At 31.3% G+C, this 19,450-nt stretch carries 18 protein-coding genes; all 18 read left to right on the forward strand.

Features of this window, described 5'->3' with window-relative positions:
- Nucleotides 1-27 precede the first annotated feature (27 nt).
- Complete coding sequence (locus BMY56_RS13240) at nucleotides 28-1,710, forward strand: DUF6909 family protein (protein WP_091625113.1); 1,683 nt, start codon at nucleotides 28-30, stop codon at nucleotides 1,708-1,710.
- A gap of 1 nt (nucleotide 1,711) precedes the next feature.
- The gene (locus tag BMY56_RS13245) at nucleotides 1,712-2,707 is read left to right on the forward strand and encodes a hypothetical protein (RefSeq protein ID WP_091625116.1); all 996 of its coding nucleotides are present in this window, start codon (nucleotides 1,712-1,714) and stop codon (nucleotides 2,705-2,707) included.
- Nucleotides 2,708-2,714: 7 nt separating this feature from the next.
- A complete protein-coding gene (gene rfbB, locus BMY56_RS13250; protein WP_091625118.1) occupies nucleotides 2,715-3,725 on the forward strand; it encodes a dTDP-glucose 4,6-dehydratase in 1,011 nt (336 codons plus the stop codon).
- Nucleotide 3,726: 1 nt separating this feature from the next.
- Nucleotides 3,727-4,587: a glucose-1-phosphate thymidylyltransferase RfbA gene (gene rfbA, locus BMY56_RS13255; protein WP_091625121.1), complete on the forward strand. Its 861-nt coding sequence runs from the start codon at nucleotides 3,727-3,729 to the stop codon at nucleotides 4,585-4,587.
- Nucleotides 4,584-5,129 (forward strand): dTDP-4-dehydrorhamnose 3,5-epimerase, encoded by a 546-nt coding sequence (gene rfbC, locus BMY56_RS13260; protein WP_091625123.1) that lies wholly within the window; start codon nucleotides 4,584-4,586, stop codon nucleotides 5,127-5,129. The genes rfbA and rfbC overlap by 4 nt, the downstream gene beginning before the upstream one ends.
- Nucleotides 5,126-5,899 (forward strand): dTDP-4-dehydrorhamnose reductase, encoded by a 774-nt coding sequence (gene rfbD / locus BMY56_RS13265; protein WP_091625126.1) that lies wholly within the window; start codon nucleotides 5,126-5,128, stop codon nucleotides 5,897-5,899. Before rfbC ends, rfbD begins: the two co-directional genes overlap by 4 nt.
- A 21-nt stretch (nucleotides 5,900-5,920) precedes the next feature.
- Nucleotides 5,921-7,048, forward strand: a complete 1,128-nt coding sequence (gene wecB, locus BMY56_RS13270) for a non-hydrolyzing UDP-N-acetylglucosamine 2-epimerase (protein WP_091625127.1) — start codon at nucleotides 5,921-5,923, stop codon at nucleotides 7,046-7,048.
- An 8-nt stretch (nucleotides 7,049-7,056) separates the two neighbouring features.
- Complete coding sequence (gene wecC, locus BMY56_RS13275; RefSeq protein WP_091625130.1) at nucleotides 7,057-8,274, forward strand: UDP-N-acetyl-D-mannosamine dehydrogenase; 1,218 nt, start codon at nucleotides 7,057-7,059, stop codon at nucleotides 8,272-8,274.
- A gap of 161 nt (nucleotides 8,275-8,435) precedes the next feature.
- Complete coding sequence (locus BMY56_RS13280) at nucleotides 8,436-9,731, forward strand: MBOAT family O-acyltransferase (protein WP_394332503.1); 1,296 nt, start codon at nucleotides 8,436-8,438, stop codon at nucleotides 9,729-9,731.
- Between the two features lie 6 nt (nucleotides 9,732-9,737).
- Complete coding sequence (locus BMY56_RS13285) at nucleotides 9,738-11,144, forward strand: hypothetical protein (protein WP_091625135.1); 1,407 nt, start codon at nucleotides 9,738-9,740, stop codon at nucleotides 11,142-11,144.
- A gap of 218 nt (nucleotides 11,145-11,362) precedes the next feature.
- A complete protein-coding gene (locus BMY56_RS18680) occupies nucleotides 11,363-11,512 on the forward strand; it encodes a hypothetical protein (protein WP_177170973.1) in 150 nt (49 codons plus the stop codon).
- Nucleotides 11,513-11,686: 174 nt separating this feature from the next.
- Nucleotides 11,687-12,967: a flippase gene (locus BMY56_RS13290; protein ID WP_091625138.1), complete on the forward strand. Its 1,281-nt coding sequence runs from the start codon at nucleotides 11,687-11,689 to the stop codon at nucleotides 12,965-12,967.
- A gap of 4 nt (nucleotides 12,968-12,971) precedes the next feature.
- On the forward strand, nucleotides 12,972-13,967 hold the full coding sequence (locus tag BMY56_RS13295) for a nitroreductase family protein (RefSeq protein WP_218144568.1): 996 nt from the start codon (nucleotides 12,972-12,974) through the stop codon (nucleotides 13,965-13,967).
- The gene (locus BMY56_RS13300; protein WP_091625141.1) at nucleotides 13,964-15,076 is read left to right on the forward strand and encodes a polysaccharide pyruvyl transferase family protein; all 1,113 of its coding nucleotides are present in this window, start codon (nucleotides 13,964-13,966) and stop codon (nucleotides 15,074-15,076) included. Before BMY56_RS13295 ends, BMY56_RS13300 begins: the two co-directional genes overlap by 4 nt.
- Nucleotides 15,073-16,212 carry a glycosyltransferase family 4 protein gene (locus BMY56_RS13305; protein WP_091625143.1) on the forward strand — a complete coding sequence of 380 codons (1,140 nt, stop codon included), beginning with the start codon at nucleotides 15,073-15,075 and terminating at the stop codon, nucleotides 16,210-16,212. Before BMY56_RS13300 ends, BMY56_RS13305 begins: the two co-directional genes overlap by 4 nt.
- Nucleotides 16,205-17,437 (forward strand): O-antigen ligase family protein, encoded by a 1,233-nt coding sequence (locus tag BMY56_RS13310; protein WP_091625145.1) that lies wholly within the window; start codon nucleotides 16,205-16,207, stop codon nucleotides 17,435-17,437. The genes BMY56_RS13305 and BMY56_RS13310 overlap by 8 nt, the downstream gene beginning before the upstream one ends.
- Nucleotides 17,427-18,671, forward strand: coding sequence for an O-antigen ligase family protein (locus BMY56_RS13315; RefSeq protein WP_091625148.1), 1,245 nt, complete (start codon nucleotides 17,427-17,429; stop codon nucleotides 18,669-18,671). The genes BMY56_RS13310 and BMY56_RS13315 overlap by 11 nt, the downstream gene beginning before the upstream one ends.
- 40 nt (nucleotides 18,672-18,711) lie before the next feature.
- Nucleotides 18,712-19,404, forward strand: coding sequence for a WecB/TagA/CpsF family glycosyltransferase (locus BMY56_RS13320; RefSeq protein WP_245737224.1), 693 nt, complete (start codon nucleotides 18,712-18,714; stop codon nucleotides 19,402-19,404).
- The last annotated feature ends 46 nt before the right edge of the window (nucleotides 19,405-19,450 follow it).

Consider the following 19,450-nt stretch of genomic DNA (forward strand, 5'->3'; position numbering starts at 1 on the left):
AAATTGTAATTTTGTTTGAAATCTTCCATGGGAAAAGCAATTACTACAACTAGAGCTCAAGAATCCACAAATGCTATTGAACGCATGTATATTACCATGCGTCATCTTTTTAATAGAGGATTTTATAAGCCAAATGGAGTTTCTGGGGAAGCATTAAAAAATGCATTATTACAATTAAGACCTGAAATTTATGGTTCGGTAGGTGAAGAAAAAGCGGAATTAAATGGTCTTATTTATGTGTTAGAACGTCTGCCAGAAGGTATTGAACAATGTACTTTTATCAATTTAACATCTGATGAAGGTTACGGTATTTCCCACATCAACCCAATCATACCACCAAAGAGAAGGAGAAATTGTTATCGCATTGATGATGAGCAGATGAATATTGAGATTACACGAGGTCGTTCTGACATCTACGATATTTTAACGCACCTAACTTTTTTGTTTATTGAATCTGAAAAAATCTGTAATCGAATTTTAATACCTGAAACAGAAAAAACAATAAGAGATTGGGCAAAGCTTGAAAATGCTGTTAATAAAGAAGAATTAACTCAAGAAGAACGCGAAATAGCCTTAATCCATACAGCCAATATCTTAGGACGGTCTTTCGAGGAGATATTGGAGGTCTATAAAAAGTTCAGCACTAAAACGAATCCAGAACGATTTTTAAAAGTAATTTACTGGCTTGGAAAGCTAGCACTGCAAGAAGAAATATCTGGTGAAAAAAGAGCTATAACATTTAGCGCTTTATTGAGAGAGCGATTGGGGCATCATATTCATGGTGAAATTTGGGCAAATAATATTAAAAGTATTATAGTAAAAAATAATTTACAACATAGACCTATCCATATAATATCCGCAAATATGCATAGCGTTATGAATTCACTTTTTGCAAAGGCGGCTTTGACTAGCGAATTTTCAGATGCAGACTCATTAGATATATTCGAGGCATTAAGTAGCGATGGTAATGCTGAATTAAGGAAAAAAGTAACCGAGTTAGCAGAAATCAATGGGATGATTTCAATAGATGATACTTCGGGCACCAATATCGATGTTCAAATTTTTGATACGGCGAAGATAAAAGTTAACAATTGTTCATACGAATTTTCAACTAAAGAGATTGATAAAAAACCTGTTATATTTGTAATGGATTACGCCTTTGGTGAACAGGCCTATGAAACTATTGATGAGCTGTTAAAACCATATATCACCAAAAAGAACAACGGATCTTTAATTAATGTAGATTCAGTTTCAATAATGGGGAAAGCAGGTATACTTGAAGGCGGAAAAGGTGATTTGATGATTCCGTCGGCGCATATTTTTGAAGGAACTGCAGATAACTATCCATTTAAGAATGAGTTATGTGCCAAAGATTTTGAAGGGTATGGACTTGAAGTTTTTGAAGGTACTATGGTAACTGTTTTAGGAACATCACTTCAGAACAAAGATATTTTGAAGTTCTTTCACAAATCAACTTGGAATGTCATAGGACTGGAGATGGAAGGAGTGCACTATCAGAAAGCGATACAATCAGCATCTAAAATAAGAAAGAGTATCAGTGAAGATGTTAAGGTTAGATACGCATATTATGCATCAGATAATCCTTTGGAAACAGGCAGTACATTAGCCTCTGGAGGATTGGGTACAACAGGAGTGAAGCCCACGTATCTAATTACCGATAAAATTTTAAAACAAATATTTAATTCATAGAATGGCTGAAAATCAATCACCAAAAACTCAAAACAGTTCCGATGAAATAGATTTGGGACAATTGTTTCATTTAATTGGAAAAGGGTTCAATGCCATATTTCGATTTTTTTTAAGAGTCTTCCTGTATTTAAAGAAGAATATTTTTATATTAATTGGTTTGGTAATATTAGGCTTGGTTATAGGTTATGGGCTTAATAAAATTATTTCTAAAAGACTAAAGATTGAGGTCATTGTTAAACCACAACTGGAAAGTAAAAATTACTTATATGACGTTATTAATGAGGTTCAATCAAATATTAGCGCGAAGGATTCAGTATTCTTTAAATCCATAGGTATTGAGAAAATCGACTTTTCGGGATTAGAGGTTACCATAAGTAGGGTTGTGGAAGACGTAAATTCCGAAAGTGATATAAAATATTTGGAATTGCTTCAAAGTTTTGAAAATACTGACGCCATATCAGATATTGTGAGGGCCGAACTACAAAATAAAAGTTCATTTAACCATCAAATAACTTTTTATTATAAGAATGCAGAGTTTGGTAAAGACTTCGTAAATAAAATTCTTGAATACATTAATTCTAGTAAGTATTATAATGGTATTTTGGAAGTATACCGTAGCAATGCAGCATATAGAATTAAGGAGGATGAATACTTGCTAAAACAAGTAGATGAAATTATTTCAAACTATACAAACAGTTTGGCATCTAAAAGTAATAACACTGTTAGTGAAAGAATTGTTCTGGATAACCAAGAACAAGTCAATATAGCTGACATATTTGAATATAAGACAGGTTTGATTCGTGATATTGAAACTAAGAAATTAGAGTTGATAGAACGGACGGAACCGGTAAGCATAATTAATTTGGGTCAACCCCAAGAAGAGCATAAATCGTTTTTTGGCAAGAATATAGTTTTAATACCGTTCATATTTATTTTAGTATTTTTTATTATCTCAATTCTCTTATTTTTAAATAAGAAGTCCAAGACTTTAACTTAAAACGACTATGCCAGAAAGTCCAAAAGAAAAGCAATCGATTCTTATTACTGGAGGCGCAGGTTTTATTGGGAGTAATTTTATTCCATTTTTTTTAGACAAGAATCCTGATTATACGGTGGTTAATTTAGACAAACTCACTTATGCGGGAAGTTTGGATAATTTAAAGGAGGTAGAAGCACATCCCAGATATACATTCATCCATGGCGATATTTGTGATTTTGATTTAACTAAAAACATCTTTATTCAACATAATATATCAGGGGTGATTAATTTCGCAGCTGAGTCTCATGTAGACAACTCTATTAGTAGTCCAAATGAATTTGTAAAGACTAATATTGAAGGCACATTTAATCTCTTGGAAATTGCTAGACATTTTTGGACAGGCAGTAATAACAGATTTCATCAGATATCAACCGATGAAGTGTATGGTTCATTGGGGAGTGAAGGTTATTTTACTGAAAACTCCAAGTACCAACCCAACAGTCCGTACAGTGCCACAAAGGCCTCTTCAGATTTTCTAGTAAGGAGTTATTACCATACGTATGGTATGAATGTTGTAACCAGTAATTGCTCTAATAATTATGGGCCCAAACAACACGATGAAAAATTAATTCCCACTATCATTAGATCTGCAGTAAACGGAAATAAAATACCTATTTATGGTAATGGTAAAAATGTAAGAGATTGGCTGTTCGTCAAAGACCATTGTGAAGGCATAAATTTAATCTTTCATAGAGGAAAAGTAGGTGAAACATATCTGTTAGGAGGAAATAATGAATATGACAATTTAACCATTGCACTAAAAGTATGCGATATTCTAGATGTCAAGCTCCCTAAAAGTAACGGTAACTATAAAGACCAAATTAAGTTTGTAGAAAATCGTTTGGGTCACGATTTTAGATATGCAATAGATGCTTCAAAAATTTCAAATACACTGGGCTGGAAAGCTAAACAAAACTTCGATACTGGTTTGGAAAAGACAGTACAGTGGTATTTAGATAAATATCAACAAGCCTGATATGAAAGGAATTATACTTGCCGGTGGTACGGGTTCAAGATTGTGGCCCTTAACAAAAGCTATTAGTAAGCAGTTAATGCCTATCTATGACAAGCCAATGATTTATTATCCGTTGGCAACACTTTTATCAGCAGGAGTTCAGCAAATTCTTATTATCACCACCCCTCAAGATAACTTGCTTTTTAAGAAGTTATTAGGTGATGGAAGTCAACTGGGGTGCGATTTTCAATATGCAGTTCAACAAAACCCTAATGGTTTGGCAGAGGCATTTATAATAGGCGAAGATTTTATAGGGAAAGATAAAATTGCTCTAATATTGGGAGACAATGTATTTTATGGTTCAGGTTTAGCAAAATTACTGAAAGCCAATATCGACCCTGATGGAGGTATTATTTATGGGTATCACGTAAATAATCCAAAACGATATGGTGTTGTTGATTTTGACCAACATGGCAAAGCTATTTCAATAGAGGAAAAGCCGGAAAAACCATCATCCAATTTTGCTATTCCGGGTATTTACTTTTACGACAATAACGTCGTTAAAATTGCCAAAAGTATATTGCCAAGTAAAAGAGGAGAATTGGAAATTACTGATATTAATAAAGCCTATCTTGAACAAGGAAAATTACAGGTGAGTGTTTTGGACAAGGGTATTGCTTGGTTAGATACAGGTACATTCAGTTCATTAATGCAGGCATCACAATTTGTACAGGTTATTGAGGACAGACAAGGTCTAAAGATTGGTTGTATTGAAGAAATGGCTTATGAACAAGGTTTTATAGATGCTGATCAACTTAAAAAATTAGCAGAACCTTTGTTGAAGAGCGGTTATGGGGAGTATTTAATGAATTTGATTACATGAAAATAATCGACACAAAATTAAAGGGTTGCCTAATTTTAGAACCGAGAACTTTTCAAGACCTCAGAGGAATGTTTTTTGAGGTATTCCGAAAAGTAGATCTAGAAAATCATTTAGGGTATAAAATTGATTTTGTGCAAGAAAATAAATCTATTTCTAAAAAGGGTGTTTTAAGAGGGTTGCACTTTCAAACTGGACAAGCTGCGCAGGCTAAGTTAGTAACAGTGCAGAAAGGAGAGGTAACTGATGTAATAGTTGATATTAGGCCTAATAGCGATACATTTGGCCAACATATAAAAGTAAATTTATCAGCTAAAACACACAAAAGCATATTTATACCGAAAGGTATGGCTCATGGATTTTTAGCTCTTTCAGAAGAGGTAGTTTTTTCGTATTTGTGTGATAATTATTATGAGCCTAAGATGGAGTCCGGAATTCTTTATAACGATACGGATTTAGCTATAGAATGGGATTATCCTATAGCTGATTTTATAGTTTCCGAGAAGGATATGTTGTTGCCTAGTTTTAAAGCTTTAACAACATGAAAAGGGTTTTAGTAACAGGAGCAAATGGCCAGTTGGGTCAGTGCCTGCAAAAGATTGCCCCATCTTATCAAGAAATAGAATTTACTTTTAAAAGTTCTAAAGAATTAGATATAACAGACACCTTGTCAATACCAAAAGCTTTTGAGTCACAGAAATTTGATTATTGTATTAATGGTGCGGCCTATACAAATGTAGAGCAAGCAGAAAAAACACCTGAATTAGCATATGCAGTCAATGCTGAAGGTGTAAAAAAAATTGCCTTGGCCTGTAAAAAGCATGATGTTTCTTTAATTCACATTTCAACTGATTATGTTTTTGATGGCAATAAGAGAGAGCCATATACCGTAGATGATATTCCTAACCCTATAAATGAATATGGGAAGTCTAAACTAATGGGGGAAAGATATATTCAAGAGTTAATGGACAATTATTGTATTATAAGAACCTCTTGGTTATATTCAGAGTTTGGCAATAACTTTTATAAAGCAATATTGGACAAATGCAAAACGAATAAAGTTTTAAGAGTAACCGATGCACAAAAGGGTTGCCCTACCAATGCCAATAATTTGGCATTATTTATTATGGACCATATAACTAATCAAAAGATTAAAAGCGGCATATACCATTTTACAGATGGTATTGTTTGTACTTGGTATGATTTTGCAAAAAAAATTTTATTTGAAAATGGTTATAATGGAAAAGTCGAACTTGTAGCGGATAAGAATTATCGTACTTTCGCTAAAAGACCAAAAAATAGCACCTTAATTTAAATTTACCAACTAGAAAGGAGAATGAAAAAAAAAAACCTCATAGTTTTTGGAACACGGCCTGAGGCTATTAAAATGGCTCCTCTTGTAAAAGAATTTCTAAAACATTCAGATAAGTTTGACACCAAAGTTTGTGTAACTGCACAGCATAGAGAAATGCTAGATCAAGTTCTTTCATTTTTTGAAATTATTCCAGATTATGATTTGGATTTAATGAAACCTAACCAAAATTTATATAATCTTACTTCCGATATTATATTAAACTTAAAATTGGTTTTAGAAGATTTTCAGCCAGATTATGTTTATGTACATGGAGATACTACAACTACGATGGCTACTAGTCTAGCGGCATTTTATTCAGGAGCTATAATATGTCACGTAGAAGCAGGACTGAGAACTTTTAATATGAAATCTCCATTTCCAGAGGAAATGAATAGATGCGTTACTGGCGTTTTATCAACTATTCATTTTTCACCTACAGAGACTTCAAAAAATAATTTGTTGCGTGAGAATAAAAGCGAAAATTCAATATTAATAACGGGCAACACAGTAATTGATGCACTTAAATTTAGTGTAGAAAAGGTAAACACTACTAATTATGTGGACCAACAAATTGAAGATTTAAAACCGTTAATAAAAGAAAACAAAAGAATAATCTTAGTTACGGGTCATAGAAGAGAAAATCATGGACAAGGGTTCATCAATATTTGTGAAGCTTTAAAACAGATAGCTTTAGATAATCCTAATACTCAAATCATTTATCCTGTTCATTTAAATCCAAATGTTCAAAAGCCTGTATATGAGCTATTAAATCAAGTTGACAATATTAAGCTTATTTCACCGCTTTCTTATCCCGCTTTTGTATGGTTAATGGATAAGTCTTATTTGATAATAACGGATAGTGGTGGTGTGCAAGAAGAAGCACCTAGTCTAGGAAAACCAGTTTTGGTCATGAGAGATACCACCGAGAGACCAGAAGCAGTAGATGCAGGCACGGTAATTCTAGTTGGAACAGACAAAACAAAAATTGTAGATAAAACACAGAAGCTATTAAACGATCACGATAGCTATAGTAATATGAGTAAGTGTCATAATCCTTATGGAGATGGCAGTGCTTGTGAAAAAATAGTTGAATATATTTTTAACCATTAATAATACTAATGTTGAAGAAACCAAGTGTAGTAATGGTAGGTTTAGGATATATAGGTCTTCCTACGGCAGCTTTAATAGCACAAAATAGAACTTACGTTTATGGCGTAGACATTAATCAATCAGTGGTTGATACAATAAATGCAGGTAAAATACATATTATAGAGCCTGAATTAGATACAGCAGTAGCTGAGGCTGTCTCTAATGGATATTTGAAAGCATCTACTAAACCAGTTGAAGCTGATACGTATTTAATTGTTGTACCAACACCGTTTAAAGCTAAAAATGAGCCAGACATTTCTTTTGTAGAAAAAGCAACAGAATCTATTATTCCTTTTTTAAAAGAAGGTGATTTGTTCATTATTGAATCTACATCTCCTATTGGGACTACGGAAAAAATGATGACGCTTATATATAATTCCCGCCCAGATCTTAAAGGAAAATTATCAATAGCCTATTGTCCCGAAAGAGTTTTACCTGGTAACGTTATGTATGAATTAGTTAATAATGACCGGGTTATAGGTGGTATTAATGAAACATCTACAGAAAAGGCTGTTGCATTTTATAAACAATTTATAAAAGGAAATTTACACAAAACTAATGCAAGAACTGCTGAAATGTGTAAGCTTGTGGAAAATTCTTCACGTGATGTTCAAATTGCTTTTGCTAATGAATTATCCCTTATATGCGATAAGGCAGATATTAATGTTTGGGAGCTTATTGATTTGGCGAACAAACATCCACGTGTAAATATTCTTCAGCCAGGCTGTGGTGTAGGGGGGCATTGTATTGCGGTAGACCCATATTTCATTGTAGCAGACTACCCGATGGAATCTAAAATTATAGGTACGGCTAGAGAAATAAACAACTATAAATCTTTTTGGTGTGCAGAAAAGGTTAAAAATGCAAAATTAGAGTACGAAATCAAAAATGGGAAAAAACCTAAAATAGCCTTGATGGGCCTAGCGTTCAAACCAAACATTGATGATCTTAGGGAATCTCCTGCAAAATATATAGCTCAAAAGGTTTTGCAAGATTCTAATAATGAAGAGTACTTTATAGTTGAACCCAATATAGATTCTCATAATGTATTTAAATTAACTACATACAAAGAAGCGGCTAAAAAAGCAGATATTATTGTCTTCTTAGTGGCTCATAAAGAATTTAAAACTTTAGAATTATCAAAAGAAAAAATAGTGTTGGATTTTTGCGGGGTAAATAATAATTAGAGTTTATGCTGTTTAATTCAATAGACTTTGCTATTTTTTTCCCCTTGGTATTTGTTCTATATTGGATTTTTCACAAAAATTTAAAAATACGGAATATCTTCCTCCTAATTGTAAGCTATATTTTTTACGGTTGGTGGGATTGGAGATTCCTATTTTTAATAATGTTCAGTTCGTTACTAGATTATCTTTTAGGAAAGTACATTTATAAAGAAATTGATAAACATCGTAAAAAACTTCTGCTGTTTATTAGCTTGTTTTTTAATCTGGGCTTTTTAATTTATTTTAAATATTTCAATTTTTTCATTGAATCGTTTGTTGATGCTTTTAGTTTGTTTGGAAGCAAACTAAGCTTAGAAACCTTGAATATTATTTTACCCGTTGGGATAAGTTTTTATACATTTCAGACGCTCAGCTATACCATAGACATATATAGAGGACAACTGAAGCCAGCTAAAAACGGTATTAACTTTTTTGCTTTTGTTTCGTTTTTCCCTCAATTGGTTGCCGGACCAATTGAAAGAGCATCACACCTACTCCCTCAATTTGATAAAGTTCATAAGTTCAACTACGAACAAATAAAAAGCGGATTATTTCTTATTCTATACGGATTGTTCAAAAAAATGGTTATTGCTGACCGTGTGGCACTATACGTAAATGAGTACTATTCAAATCTAGCTGACCATAATGGATTGGCAACTTTAGTAGCAATTTTATTTTTTGCAATTCAAATTTACTGTGATTTTTCCGGGTATTCAGATATTGCTATTGGAGTAGCTAGAAGCATGGGATTTGATCTTATGAAAAATTTTGACACCCCATATTTTTCCAAATCAATTACTGAATTTTGGAGAAGATGGCATATTTCATTGTCAACATGGTTTAGAGATTATGTATTTATCCCTTTAGGTGGCAGTCGTAAAAGCGAATATCGGGTATATTTAAATTTATTCATTGTTTTCGTGATAAGTGGTTTATGGCATGGAGCGTCAATAAACTTTGTGATTTGGGGTGCCTTACACGGGTTATTAATTGTTCTTGAGAAATATAATAAAAAGCACAAATTATTATCGGTAGTATCACCTACATTTTTTTTTGATATTGTTAAAAGAACTTACATATTCATTTTAGTATGTTTCTCTTGGATTTTTTTCAGGGCAGATACGTTCAATAATTCTTTAGTGGTTATTAAAAAAGCTTTTGGTTTTAAATTTAATGAATTTGGAACGAGCATTGTTAACAAAGGAATGGATCAATATGATTTGTATGTTGCTTTTTTTGTGATAATCCTTTTATTTATAATTGAACTTTTTCAACAGAAATTTAATTTATATAAAAAGCTGCAAAGTCAAAAAATTGTATTTAGATGGTCTCTTTATTTATGTTTGATATTATTAGTTATGGTTTTCGGAATTTATGGTGATTATGACGAATCTAAATTTATTTATTTTCAATTTTAATTTCAAATGAAAAAACTTATTTTCAAATTACTTCTGTCAACTATTTTGGTCATGGCAATGCTGTTTTTTTTAGGGAATCCCTTAACCAAAATAAATCCATTTGCGGACTTTGTTAAGAATTTTAATAATAGTTGTAATGATGGTGATGAATATGAGGTTTATTTTTATGGAAGTTCAAAAAGTTATAGCACATTTAATCCAAGAATATTTAATGAGGTTTTAGAAATTAACAGCTTTAATTTTGGTAATAATGGACAAAGGTTACCAACTACCAAATTTGTGTTGGAAGAAACATTAAAAAAACAAAAACCCAAACTTTTAGTAATTGAACTTTATAGTGAAAGCATAGGTTCAGCATATTCTAAAAAGAATATTAGCAATCAATTTACTAGTTATGATGCTTTTCCCTTCAGTATAAATAAACTGCAACACGCTAAGGAGGATTTTCCTTTAAAAGAACTTCCATTTTTATTCATAAAAACATTTAGGAACCATCAAGGCTGGAAAACCTTAAAAGAGAACAAAATTGATGCTCAAAAAAATGTTAATCTGGTTGAAGAAAACAATGGTTATCGTGGTTGGCAATATAGTGTTAAAGATGCCAAAAAATACGCCCCATTATTTGCGGTAAAAAATATGAAAAGTAATATAGGGGAAGATATATTAGACTTAAATCAAAAATATAATTTAGACCAGATTATATCAGTTACAGAAAAATACAGAATCCCAGTTCTGTTTGTTACGGCACCATCTTTAAGAGAGCTAAAAAATAAGAGTTATTCAATATTTTCTACTTCATTAAATAACTATCTTAGAAGCAAGAATCAAAAGTATCTTGATATCAACTATAAAATTAATTCCATACAATTAACACCCCATGATTTTAGAGATGTTATTCATTTAAATAATAATGGAGCAAACAAAGTAAGTGAATTTTTGGCAAAATTTATTAACAAAGAGTATGGAATAGGGCTTTTAAATTCGGTCGAAGCCAAAGTAGAAAGGTATATTACAGATGGGTCATTTTCCAAATCGAATAAATTTGTAGGGAGAAAGCTTACAGATTTAGTGTCGCTGAAAAGCATAGACTTTATGAACGCAGGTAATGGTAAAATGTCTTTGATTATGGAGTTAGATATAGATAACATTGAAGATTTAAACCAGTATTCTATTATGTTTCACGCACTACCAGAAGATAGGTACTCATCTTTTTTATCGCAGAATTCAATAAATAATAAAAGAAAGCATGAAATTTGGGATTTTAAACCTGAAATCATATTCATAGATGATAACTATTATATGGTTAAAACAATTGAAACCAAAATAAAAGCTTTAAAAATCATTAATCTAGGGGTGTATAGTGCTGAAAATTATGCGGGCCTGTTATATGACAAAATAACTATCGCATTGTAGGTATTAATTAGTTATTTTATACCATTTATCCCCAATTCATATTGGCTTTTGTCACATATAGTAATCAGTTTTTGACCAATGCGAGAAGTTTTAAAGAATTGTTGAATTTATTAAATAGTTTAATAATGATACACTAAAGTTAAATGATTGAGTAATTCAAATGAAAACAGTAAAATAGCAAAGAGCACAATGTACCTTTATATAAGGATGCTGTTTTCATGGCAGTTGCCTTAAATACCTCTAGAGTAGTGTTAGATGTTTTAGGTTTAGAAGACTTCGGGGTATATAGTGCGGTTGGTGGGGTGGTAATTCTATTTTCCTTTTTTAACTCTGCCATGTCCTCTGCTACACAGCGTTTTTTTATTTGAACTAGGAAGAAAAGATATTAAAAAGTTAAGCTTCACTTTTAAAGCCTTTGTTAATATACATATTTTAATAGCGTTATTAGTATTAATCTTAGCTGAAACATTAGACATTAGGTTCTTTTAATAATAACATCAATTTTAATGTTATTATTAAATCATTGTCTATCATAGAAAAATATGAGTTTTAAAAAATCGTTAAAAGCAGTTTCATTTCTCTGGTTAGGTTCAATATTGGGCAGTGGAAGTACTTTTGTAATTTATATTATTTTGGCACGAGAAATAGGGCCATCTTCTTTTGGAATATTTTCTTCCGCCATCGCAACAACAATGATATTTTCTCTGTTAGCTGGGTTTGGAGTTGCTCAATCATGGCTTAAAATTTTTGGTGAGGAAGGTTGGTCCGGAATTAGATGGGTAAAACCTTCTTTATATTTTGTAGTTTTAACTTTGGCTATAATAACGGTTTTTTTGGCAGTTTTCTCCAAATTGCCATTTCAAGATGCAGTCACATCTAGAATATTACTAGTATTAACTCTTCATATGTATGGTTTTATAGCTATAGAGTTGGTAACTTCAAAATTACAGCTAGAGGAGGGTTATGTAAATATGACGATTTGGAAATTATTACCAAATCTACTAAGGCTAATTAGTATTTTAATTAGTGTATTTATTTTAGGCATTGAATTGGATGTTTATAAAATAGCTTTCATTTATGCATTTGTAGGGGTTTTGTCCTTATTAATCTCCTTACCACATTTTCTTAAAATGATTGAAGGTGATTTTGGTTTGAAGGGACATGGAAATAAAAAACAGGTGCAAAATAATATTGTTAAAATTTCCGATGTTTTAAAGGAATCCTGGCCCTTTGGATTGGCAACCTTATTTGCGTTTATTTACGTTCAAAGTGATATAATTATGGTAAAATATTTAGCTGGAGACGAACAAGCAGGATACTATAATGTAGGTTATGTTATTCTAACGGCCATTCTTTTGATTCCATCTATCTTGTTCGGCAAATTCTTATTACCTAAATATCATAGATGGGCTAATCAAGACAAACCTAAATTTTATAAAGTTTATAAACTTTCTAATATATTAATGTTAATTCTAGGAATATTGGCTATGCTATTTATTTTAATAGGGTCTGAAACGTTTATAATATTAGTTTTCGGTATAGAGTATTATGATTCTATAGTATTAATGAATATTTTAGCGTTTTGCGTACCTATCTCGTTTTTGACTTATAGTTTTGGAGCTGTCTTAGTAACTAGGAAACATATGAGGTTAAAAGTTGTATTTATGGGTTCAGTAGCAGTTTTTAATATTTTAGCGAATCTTTTATTAATCCCAAAATTTGGGCCTAAAGGCGCTGCACTTGCGACGGTAGGAAGTAATATTTTGTTAATGGCACTTTATTTTTGGGGTGCAAAGAAAAGAGTTTTTGTAAAAGGATTTTAAAGCAATGAATAATATTTGGAGGAATTTTATAAGACCCATATTTCGGGGGTTATACCGAAATACTCAAGGCTTATTGGGGTTTTTATATGACTACCGAAGATTTGTACTTTACAGTGGTTGGAAAGAGAATCTTTATGATAGCCAAATAAGGAACTATAATTTAGCAATGGCTTACCATGGTTTAGAGAAGAGTTTGAGCTATAAAAAACGAAATAAAAAATCTGGGTGGAGTAATGCTCGTCGTGTATACGAAAGATTGAAGAAGGCTCATGAAACAGGTCATTTTGGATACCATGACATCGCTAGCAGCCAGGTTTTATCTAAGTTTTTGACCTTACCTGAAAACATCGAAAATAAACAGTCAAAGGAAATGTTAGATTTTATTAATGACTTGGGTTTGGTTTCGGATGAAGACCATGGATCAATTAATTTGTCTTTTGAAGAAATTACATTAGGTAAGTTGAATAAGCCAGAGATGTTTTTTTTAAGCAGATATTCTTTACGGGAATACAGCAGTAATGGTAAAGTTGATTTACGAACAGTTGAAAGAGTGGTTAGAATGGCTATGAAAACACCATCTGTTTGCAACAGGCAAGAATGGCATGTATATCATACCGATGATAGATCAATCATGGATACTACACTTAGTTATCAAAACGGAAATAAACCATTTGGAAATAAAATTCCAAACCTATTCATTGTTTCTGTTGATTTGAAAGCCTTTTTTTCTGGTTTTGAACATTATCAGCATTGGATAGATGGAGGTTTGTTTTCAATGTCATTAATATATGCACTTCATTCACTTGGTATTGCCTCATGCCCTTTGAATTGGAGTCAAACCCCAAAAGCAGATAAAGCTATTCGGAAGGCAATTGAAATTCAGGATAATCACACTATAATTATGATGATTGGTTTTGGGTATCCAGATGGCAAAAATAAGGTTTGTAGTTCAACTAGAAGACCTTTAGAGGAAGTTCTAACTAATTTACAGAATCGATGAAAATAGCCCTAATAACAATACATAGAGTCACTAATTACGGAGCTATACTACAGGCTTTTGCCACCAAAAAAATACTTGGTTTGTATGGCGATGTTAAAATCATTGACTATAACAAAGAACATTTATCTCAATCCACAGATTTATTAAGATTCAAACTTTCCGTTCATGGAATAAAAATGTTTTTACATGACTTATTAAACTTTAGGAATAGATATGAACTTTTAAGAAAACTCAAAAAGTTCAATAGGGATTATATGAATCTATCATCTGAAATGGATAAAAATAAATTGGATTTAGGTTCTGCAGATAATTTTGATGTTTATGTATGTGGAAGTGATCAAATTTGGAATCCAATAGTGGTATCAAGAGATAGAAAGATAGACCCTATATTTTTTCTTTCATTTGTTAAAAACAACGCAGTTAAATTCTCCTATGCCTCTAGCATAGGTCATTATGAATTTAATGAAATCGAAAAAGTAGAGGTTAAAAAATTGTTGCAAGATTTTAAAATGATTTCGGTAAGGGAAAGTGATGGAAAGAAAAAAATTGAAGATATTATCCAAAATAAGGAAATCCATCATGTAGTGGACCCAACTCTTTTATTGCCCAAAAATGAATGGTATCGAACTTTCAATGTTATAGAAAAGGTACCAAAAGATAAATATATTTTGGTTTATTCAGTTCCTCGAACTGATTTAATTAAAAAAGCTATAGCTTTTTTCGCTAGTAAGCTTGGGTTTAAAGTTAAAGCTATTGATAAAATGTTATTTCCTATAACAAAAATAGATGAACATATTAGGAATGCCGGACCTAAAGAGTTTATCCAATTGTATGCAAATGCGAGTTTTGTTATTACCGATTCTTTTCACGGTACTTGCTTTGCTATAAACTTTGAAAAGCCATTCGTTTGCATATCTGCGAATGAAAGAGCAAATAGGCAACAAAACCTACTTTCAATACTAAATATTAGTGAACGCATTATGTTTAAAGAAAGTGATTTTTCAAATCTCAATCTCAATGTAGATTATACCGAAGTAACGCCAAAGTTAAATAAAGCCAGGGAAGAATCTTTAGAATACATAGAGGCAGCAATGGCGGTAAAATCATGAACATAGCTTTTTTAACATCTAGGTATCCAAGTGCCAACAATCCATATAATCATATGTTCGTTCATATGCGCTGTGCAGAAATGATTAGACAGGGCTATAGATTAAAAGTATACGTTCCTTCCAATTGTAATGACAAATGCAATTATGAAGGAGTTGAGGTGATAAAAATGCCATCAAAACAAATAAATAAAGAACTTCACAATTTTGATATTTTATACTTGCACTTATTGAATATATACCCATTTACTAAAGAAAATGGTTGGCCTATTTATAAACATATACTAAAACATAACCTTTCATTTGCAATGTACATTCATGGTAATGATGTACAAAAGTATGGAGCGAGAATGTATGAATTCCGTTTCACCCTAACCGAATTGTTAAAATGGTTTAAGAGGGATACTATTACAATTCCTAGAATAAAGCGTTTTGTCCTAAAAACAAAACAAAGAAAAAACGTTGCTTTTATATTCCCTTCAAAATGGATGAAAAGTGAAACAGAGCGTAATTTCAAGTTTAACATTAATCAAAATTATTATATCATTCCAAACGGTATTGAAACTAAATTTTTTCAGTATAATGACATAATTCGCTTTAAAACTAAAATTATTTCTATAAGATCACTATCAAAAAAAGTATATGATATTGAAAAGTCGATAAAAGTAATGACTTGTCTTCCTGAAGAATTTACTTTAGATATTTACGGCGAAGGTATTTTTAAAAATGATTATTTAAAGCTTATTGAACAGAAAAACCTTGGGCATAGAGTACGTATAATTCCTAAATTTGTTCAAAAAGATAAAATGAAGGAGCTGTTCTCAAAGTATGGTTTCTATATATCCACAACTAAAATGGATTCCCAAGGAATTAATATGATGGAAGCCATGGCTGCAGGACTTATTGTAGTGACTACAGATAATTCTTCTAAAAGAGAGTTTATTACAGATTGTGAAAATGGAATTTTAGGCATCTCTTCTACTTCTATTGCAGGACAAATTGTTGAGGTTGCTAATAATCCTAGTTTATTTAGGAAAATAGCTCAGAAAGGTCGGAATTCAGTTGAAATGATTGATACAACCATAACCGTTTCTGAAGAGCTCAAAGTCTTAAAAGGAGTATCCTCTAAAAATGGATAAAAAACTAACTTTTGAAATGCTAGTTTTATGGTTAATGTTCGCATTACTTCCTGTAGAAATGTTGCATGGTTTCCTTTTGCATAGTGGTGTAAATTTGCCATTATCAGTAGGGCAGGCATTTAAATTAATTCTTTTAGCATCTTTATTATTCAGTTTTTTTATTGAGTTAAATGGGTTATTTATTTGTTTATTTCTTTTTTGCTTATTATTTATACCATCATTAGGGCAATCGTTAAGTAAGTTAGAAATTGGTTTTTTGTTTAAAGATTTCATTAAAATTTCACGATACCTAATGCCTTTAATAGTTTTTTTATTTTTTAAAAAAATTATAGAAAGGGGTAGAAGTAATGAAATGAATCTGATTTTCAAACTAGTTCAGTTCTCTTATCTTGTCTTCGTTTTTAATATCTTATTAAAATATATTGGGCTGGGTTATGCAATGTACCCAAATGGAGATATTGGGAGCAAGGGTTTTTTCTTTGCTGGTAATGAGACCTCGGCATTATTGATTATTTTAAGTGCTATAATTGGATTTAATCTTTTTAAAAAAGGAAAGAAATTAAGCTATTTTTTATTTTTTTTATTTAATCTTTTTATTGGTTTAACCATAAGTTCTAAAACAGGAACCTTAGGTGTATTAATTGTATTTTTATTAATTCCAGTAAAACAATTTCAATTAAAGATTAGATTAAGGTATGTAAAAAATATAATTATTTCTATTTTGTTAATAGTTCCTGTTGTAGTAGTTTCTACTTGGAAATTTATCGTTGCATCTCCAGTATTTACAAGGCTAAAATTTTTTTGGCATGAATTAGATTTTTTAACCTTCATTTTTTCCAATAGAAATAATTTTTTGAAAAATGCTTGGAAAGTATATTGGGAAGAGTATAATTTTCTTGAAAAAATAATTGGTGTTGGGCAAACTAATTATGAAATTCTAAATGGAAATTCTATTGTTGAAATTGATATCGCAGATATATTCTTTGCATATGGCTTTGTGGGCTTGTTACTTTTCGTTTTTATAATGTTTCTAAGTTATTATCAAGCTAAGATATTTAGAGCAACAAATAGACATCCTTTTGCTGGTTTGGCTGTACTAATGATTTTTGTTTTGCTAGGAATCTCAACAATTGCTGGTCATGTTTATAGTTCTGGAATGTCGGCTGTTTTTATTGGATTAGTTTTTAGTTTAATGTATCTCAAAAAAGACGCCAATGCTATCTAAAGGAGTTCTTTATGCTGGCTTTATTTTTGGTTTCTTGTTGCCAATAAGTACGAAGTATAGTAATGTAGCCATAATCGTATTTTATTTTTTGTCCTGTACTTTGATTATTAGCAGCAGAAAAAGCAGACCATTATTTAAGGATAAAAATGTTTACTTATCAACGGTTTTATTGGTTCTCCCAATTGTGATTAGTATTTTTTTTTTAGGTCTGGAAGATTCTGTATTAAAGATGTTAGGAAGGCGTATTACATTGATAATTTCTCCTGTTGTTGTATTTATGTTACCTAAAGTAATAGTGACAGAACTAAGAAAAAAAGCGTCGTTTGGATTGATTTTGGGCAGCTTTTTTACTTCTGCATATTTGATTTTTGCTGTGTTGAAAAGATTTTTTATAGAAAAAGGAGCTTGGGTCATTGACGAAGATTTATTTGACTATTATCATACCAATGCAAATTTTATGTCAGGCATTGATATACATCCTTCTTATTATGGTATGTATGTGCTAGTTGCGTTATTTTCTTTGCTATTGCAAAAGCCAATTAGGAATCAATTTATTAAAAGTGGTATTGGAATTGTTTTTTTGTTATCTCTTATTTTTCTAAATTCTCGCATATTATTATTTCTCTTATTCTTTTTTATTCTTTGGGTTATTTTAAAAGAAGTAATACTCAAATTAAAATCTAACAAACATAGGCTCTTTGCTGGAGTTATTGGTGCTTTTGTTTTTTTAGGACTGATTTTGATATTGAAGAATACATATATTTATCACAAGTTTTCCAAAGAGTTGGTCTGGGATTTATCTAATGAAGTAGGAACTAAGTACAACAGTAAAAACCAAGGAGATTCTAGACTTGCCAGATGGAAAACGGCAATAGATGCTATAAAACAAAAACCTTTTTTTGGTTATGGAGCAGGAAATGAAACTGAGACCTTAAAGCAAAAATATTTAGAAAGAGGTATGGAGTCTTCTGCTTCATTACAATATAATTCACATAATCAATTTATAACTACACTAGTAGAAGGAGGTATTTTTGCTTTTTTATTGTTTATTGGTTTTTTTATTTCTAATCTTTGTTTAGCGTGGAATAAATTTGATATTTTGTTTTTCTTTTTTCTAATTAGTGTTATGACTATTTGTTTAGTGGAGAGCTATTTGAATAGAAATGCTGGTATTTCATTTTTTTCATTTTTTTCATCAATATTTTTACTAAGCAATGGTGATTCAAGAGGATAACGTAGTTAATATTTTGGGTACTCGAATTCATAATCTTACTATGGCCGAAACCCTTAATAAAATTGAAGAAGGAATAGCTCAACGTAAACAGATACAACATGTAGTTGTAAATGCTGGTAAAATAGTTGCGATGCAAAATGACGAACAACTTCGCCAAAGTGTAAATGAAAGCGACTTAATTAATGCGGATGGACAGGCTGTTGTTTGGGCATCTAAAATTTTAGGGAAACCTTTAAAGGAAAGGGTTGCTGGTATTGATTTAATGGAAAATCTTGTAGAATTAGCTCATAAAAAAAAGTATAAAATATTTTTTTTCGGTGCGAAAGAAGCAGTAGTCTCAAAAGTTCTAGAAAATTATTCAAAATTGTATTCACATAGTATTATAGCGGGATATAGAGATGGTTATTTTGATAAACAGGATGAAGAACAGATTGCTCGTGAGATTTCAGATAGTGGAGCGAATATATTGTTCGTTGCAATTAGTTCCCCCACAAAGGAAAATTTTCTTTATCAAAACAGGGATTTATTGAATAAGGTAAGCTTTGTTATGGGTGTTGGGGGTAGTTTTGATGTTGTTGCCGGAAAAGTAAAAAGAGCCCCTCTTTGGATGCAAAATATTGGATTAGAGTGGTTTTATAGGTTTTTGCAAGAACCTAATCGAATGTGGAGAAGATATTTGGTTGGAAACAGTAAGTTTATATATTATGTTGTAAAAGAGAAGTTTGGATTTTAATACCTTTACCTCTTATCGAATGTAAGAATGTTGTTTAAACGAGGTA

The organism is Maribacter orientalis (assembly GCF_900109345.1).
Lineage (GTDB): Bacteria > Bacteroidota > Bacteroidia > Flavobacteriales > Flavobacteriaceae > Maribacter > Maribacter orientalis.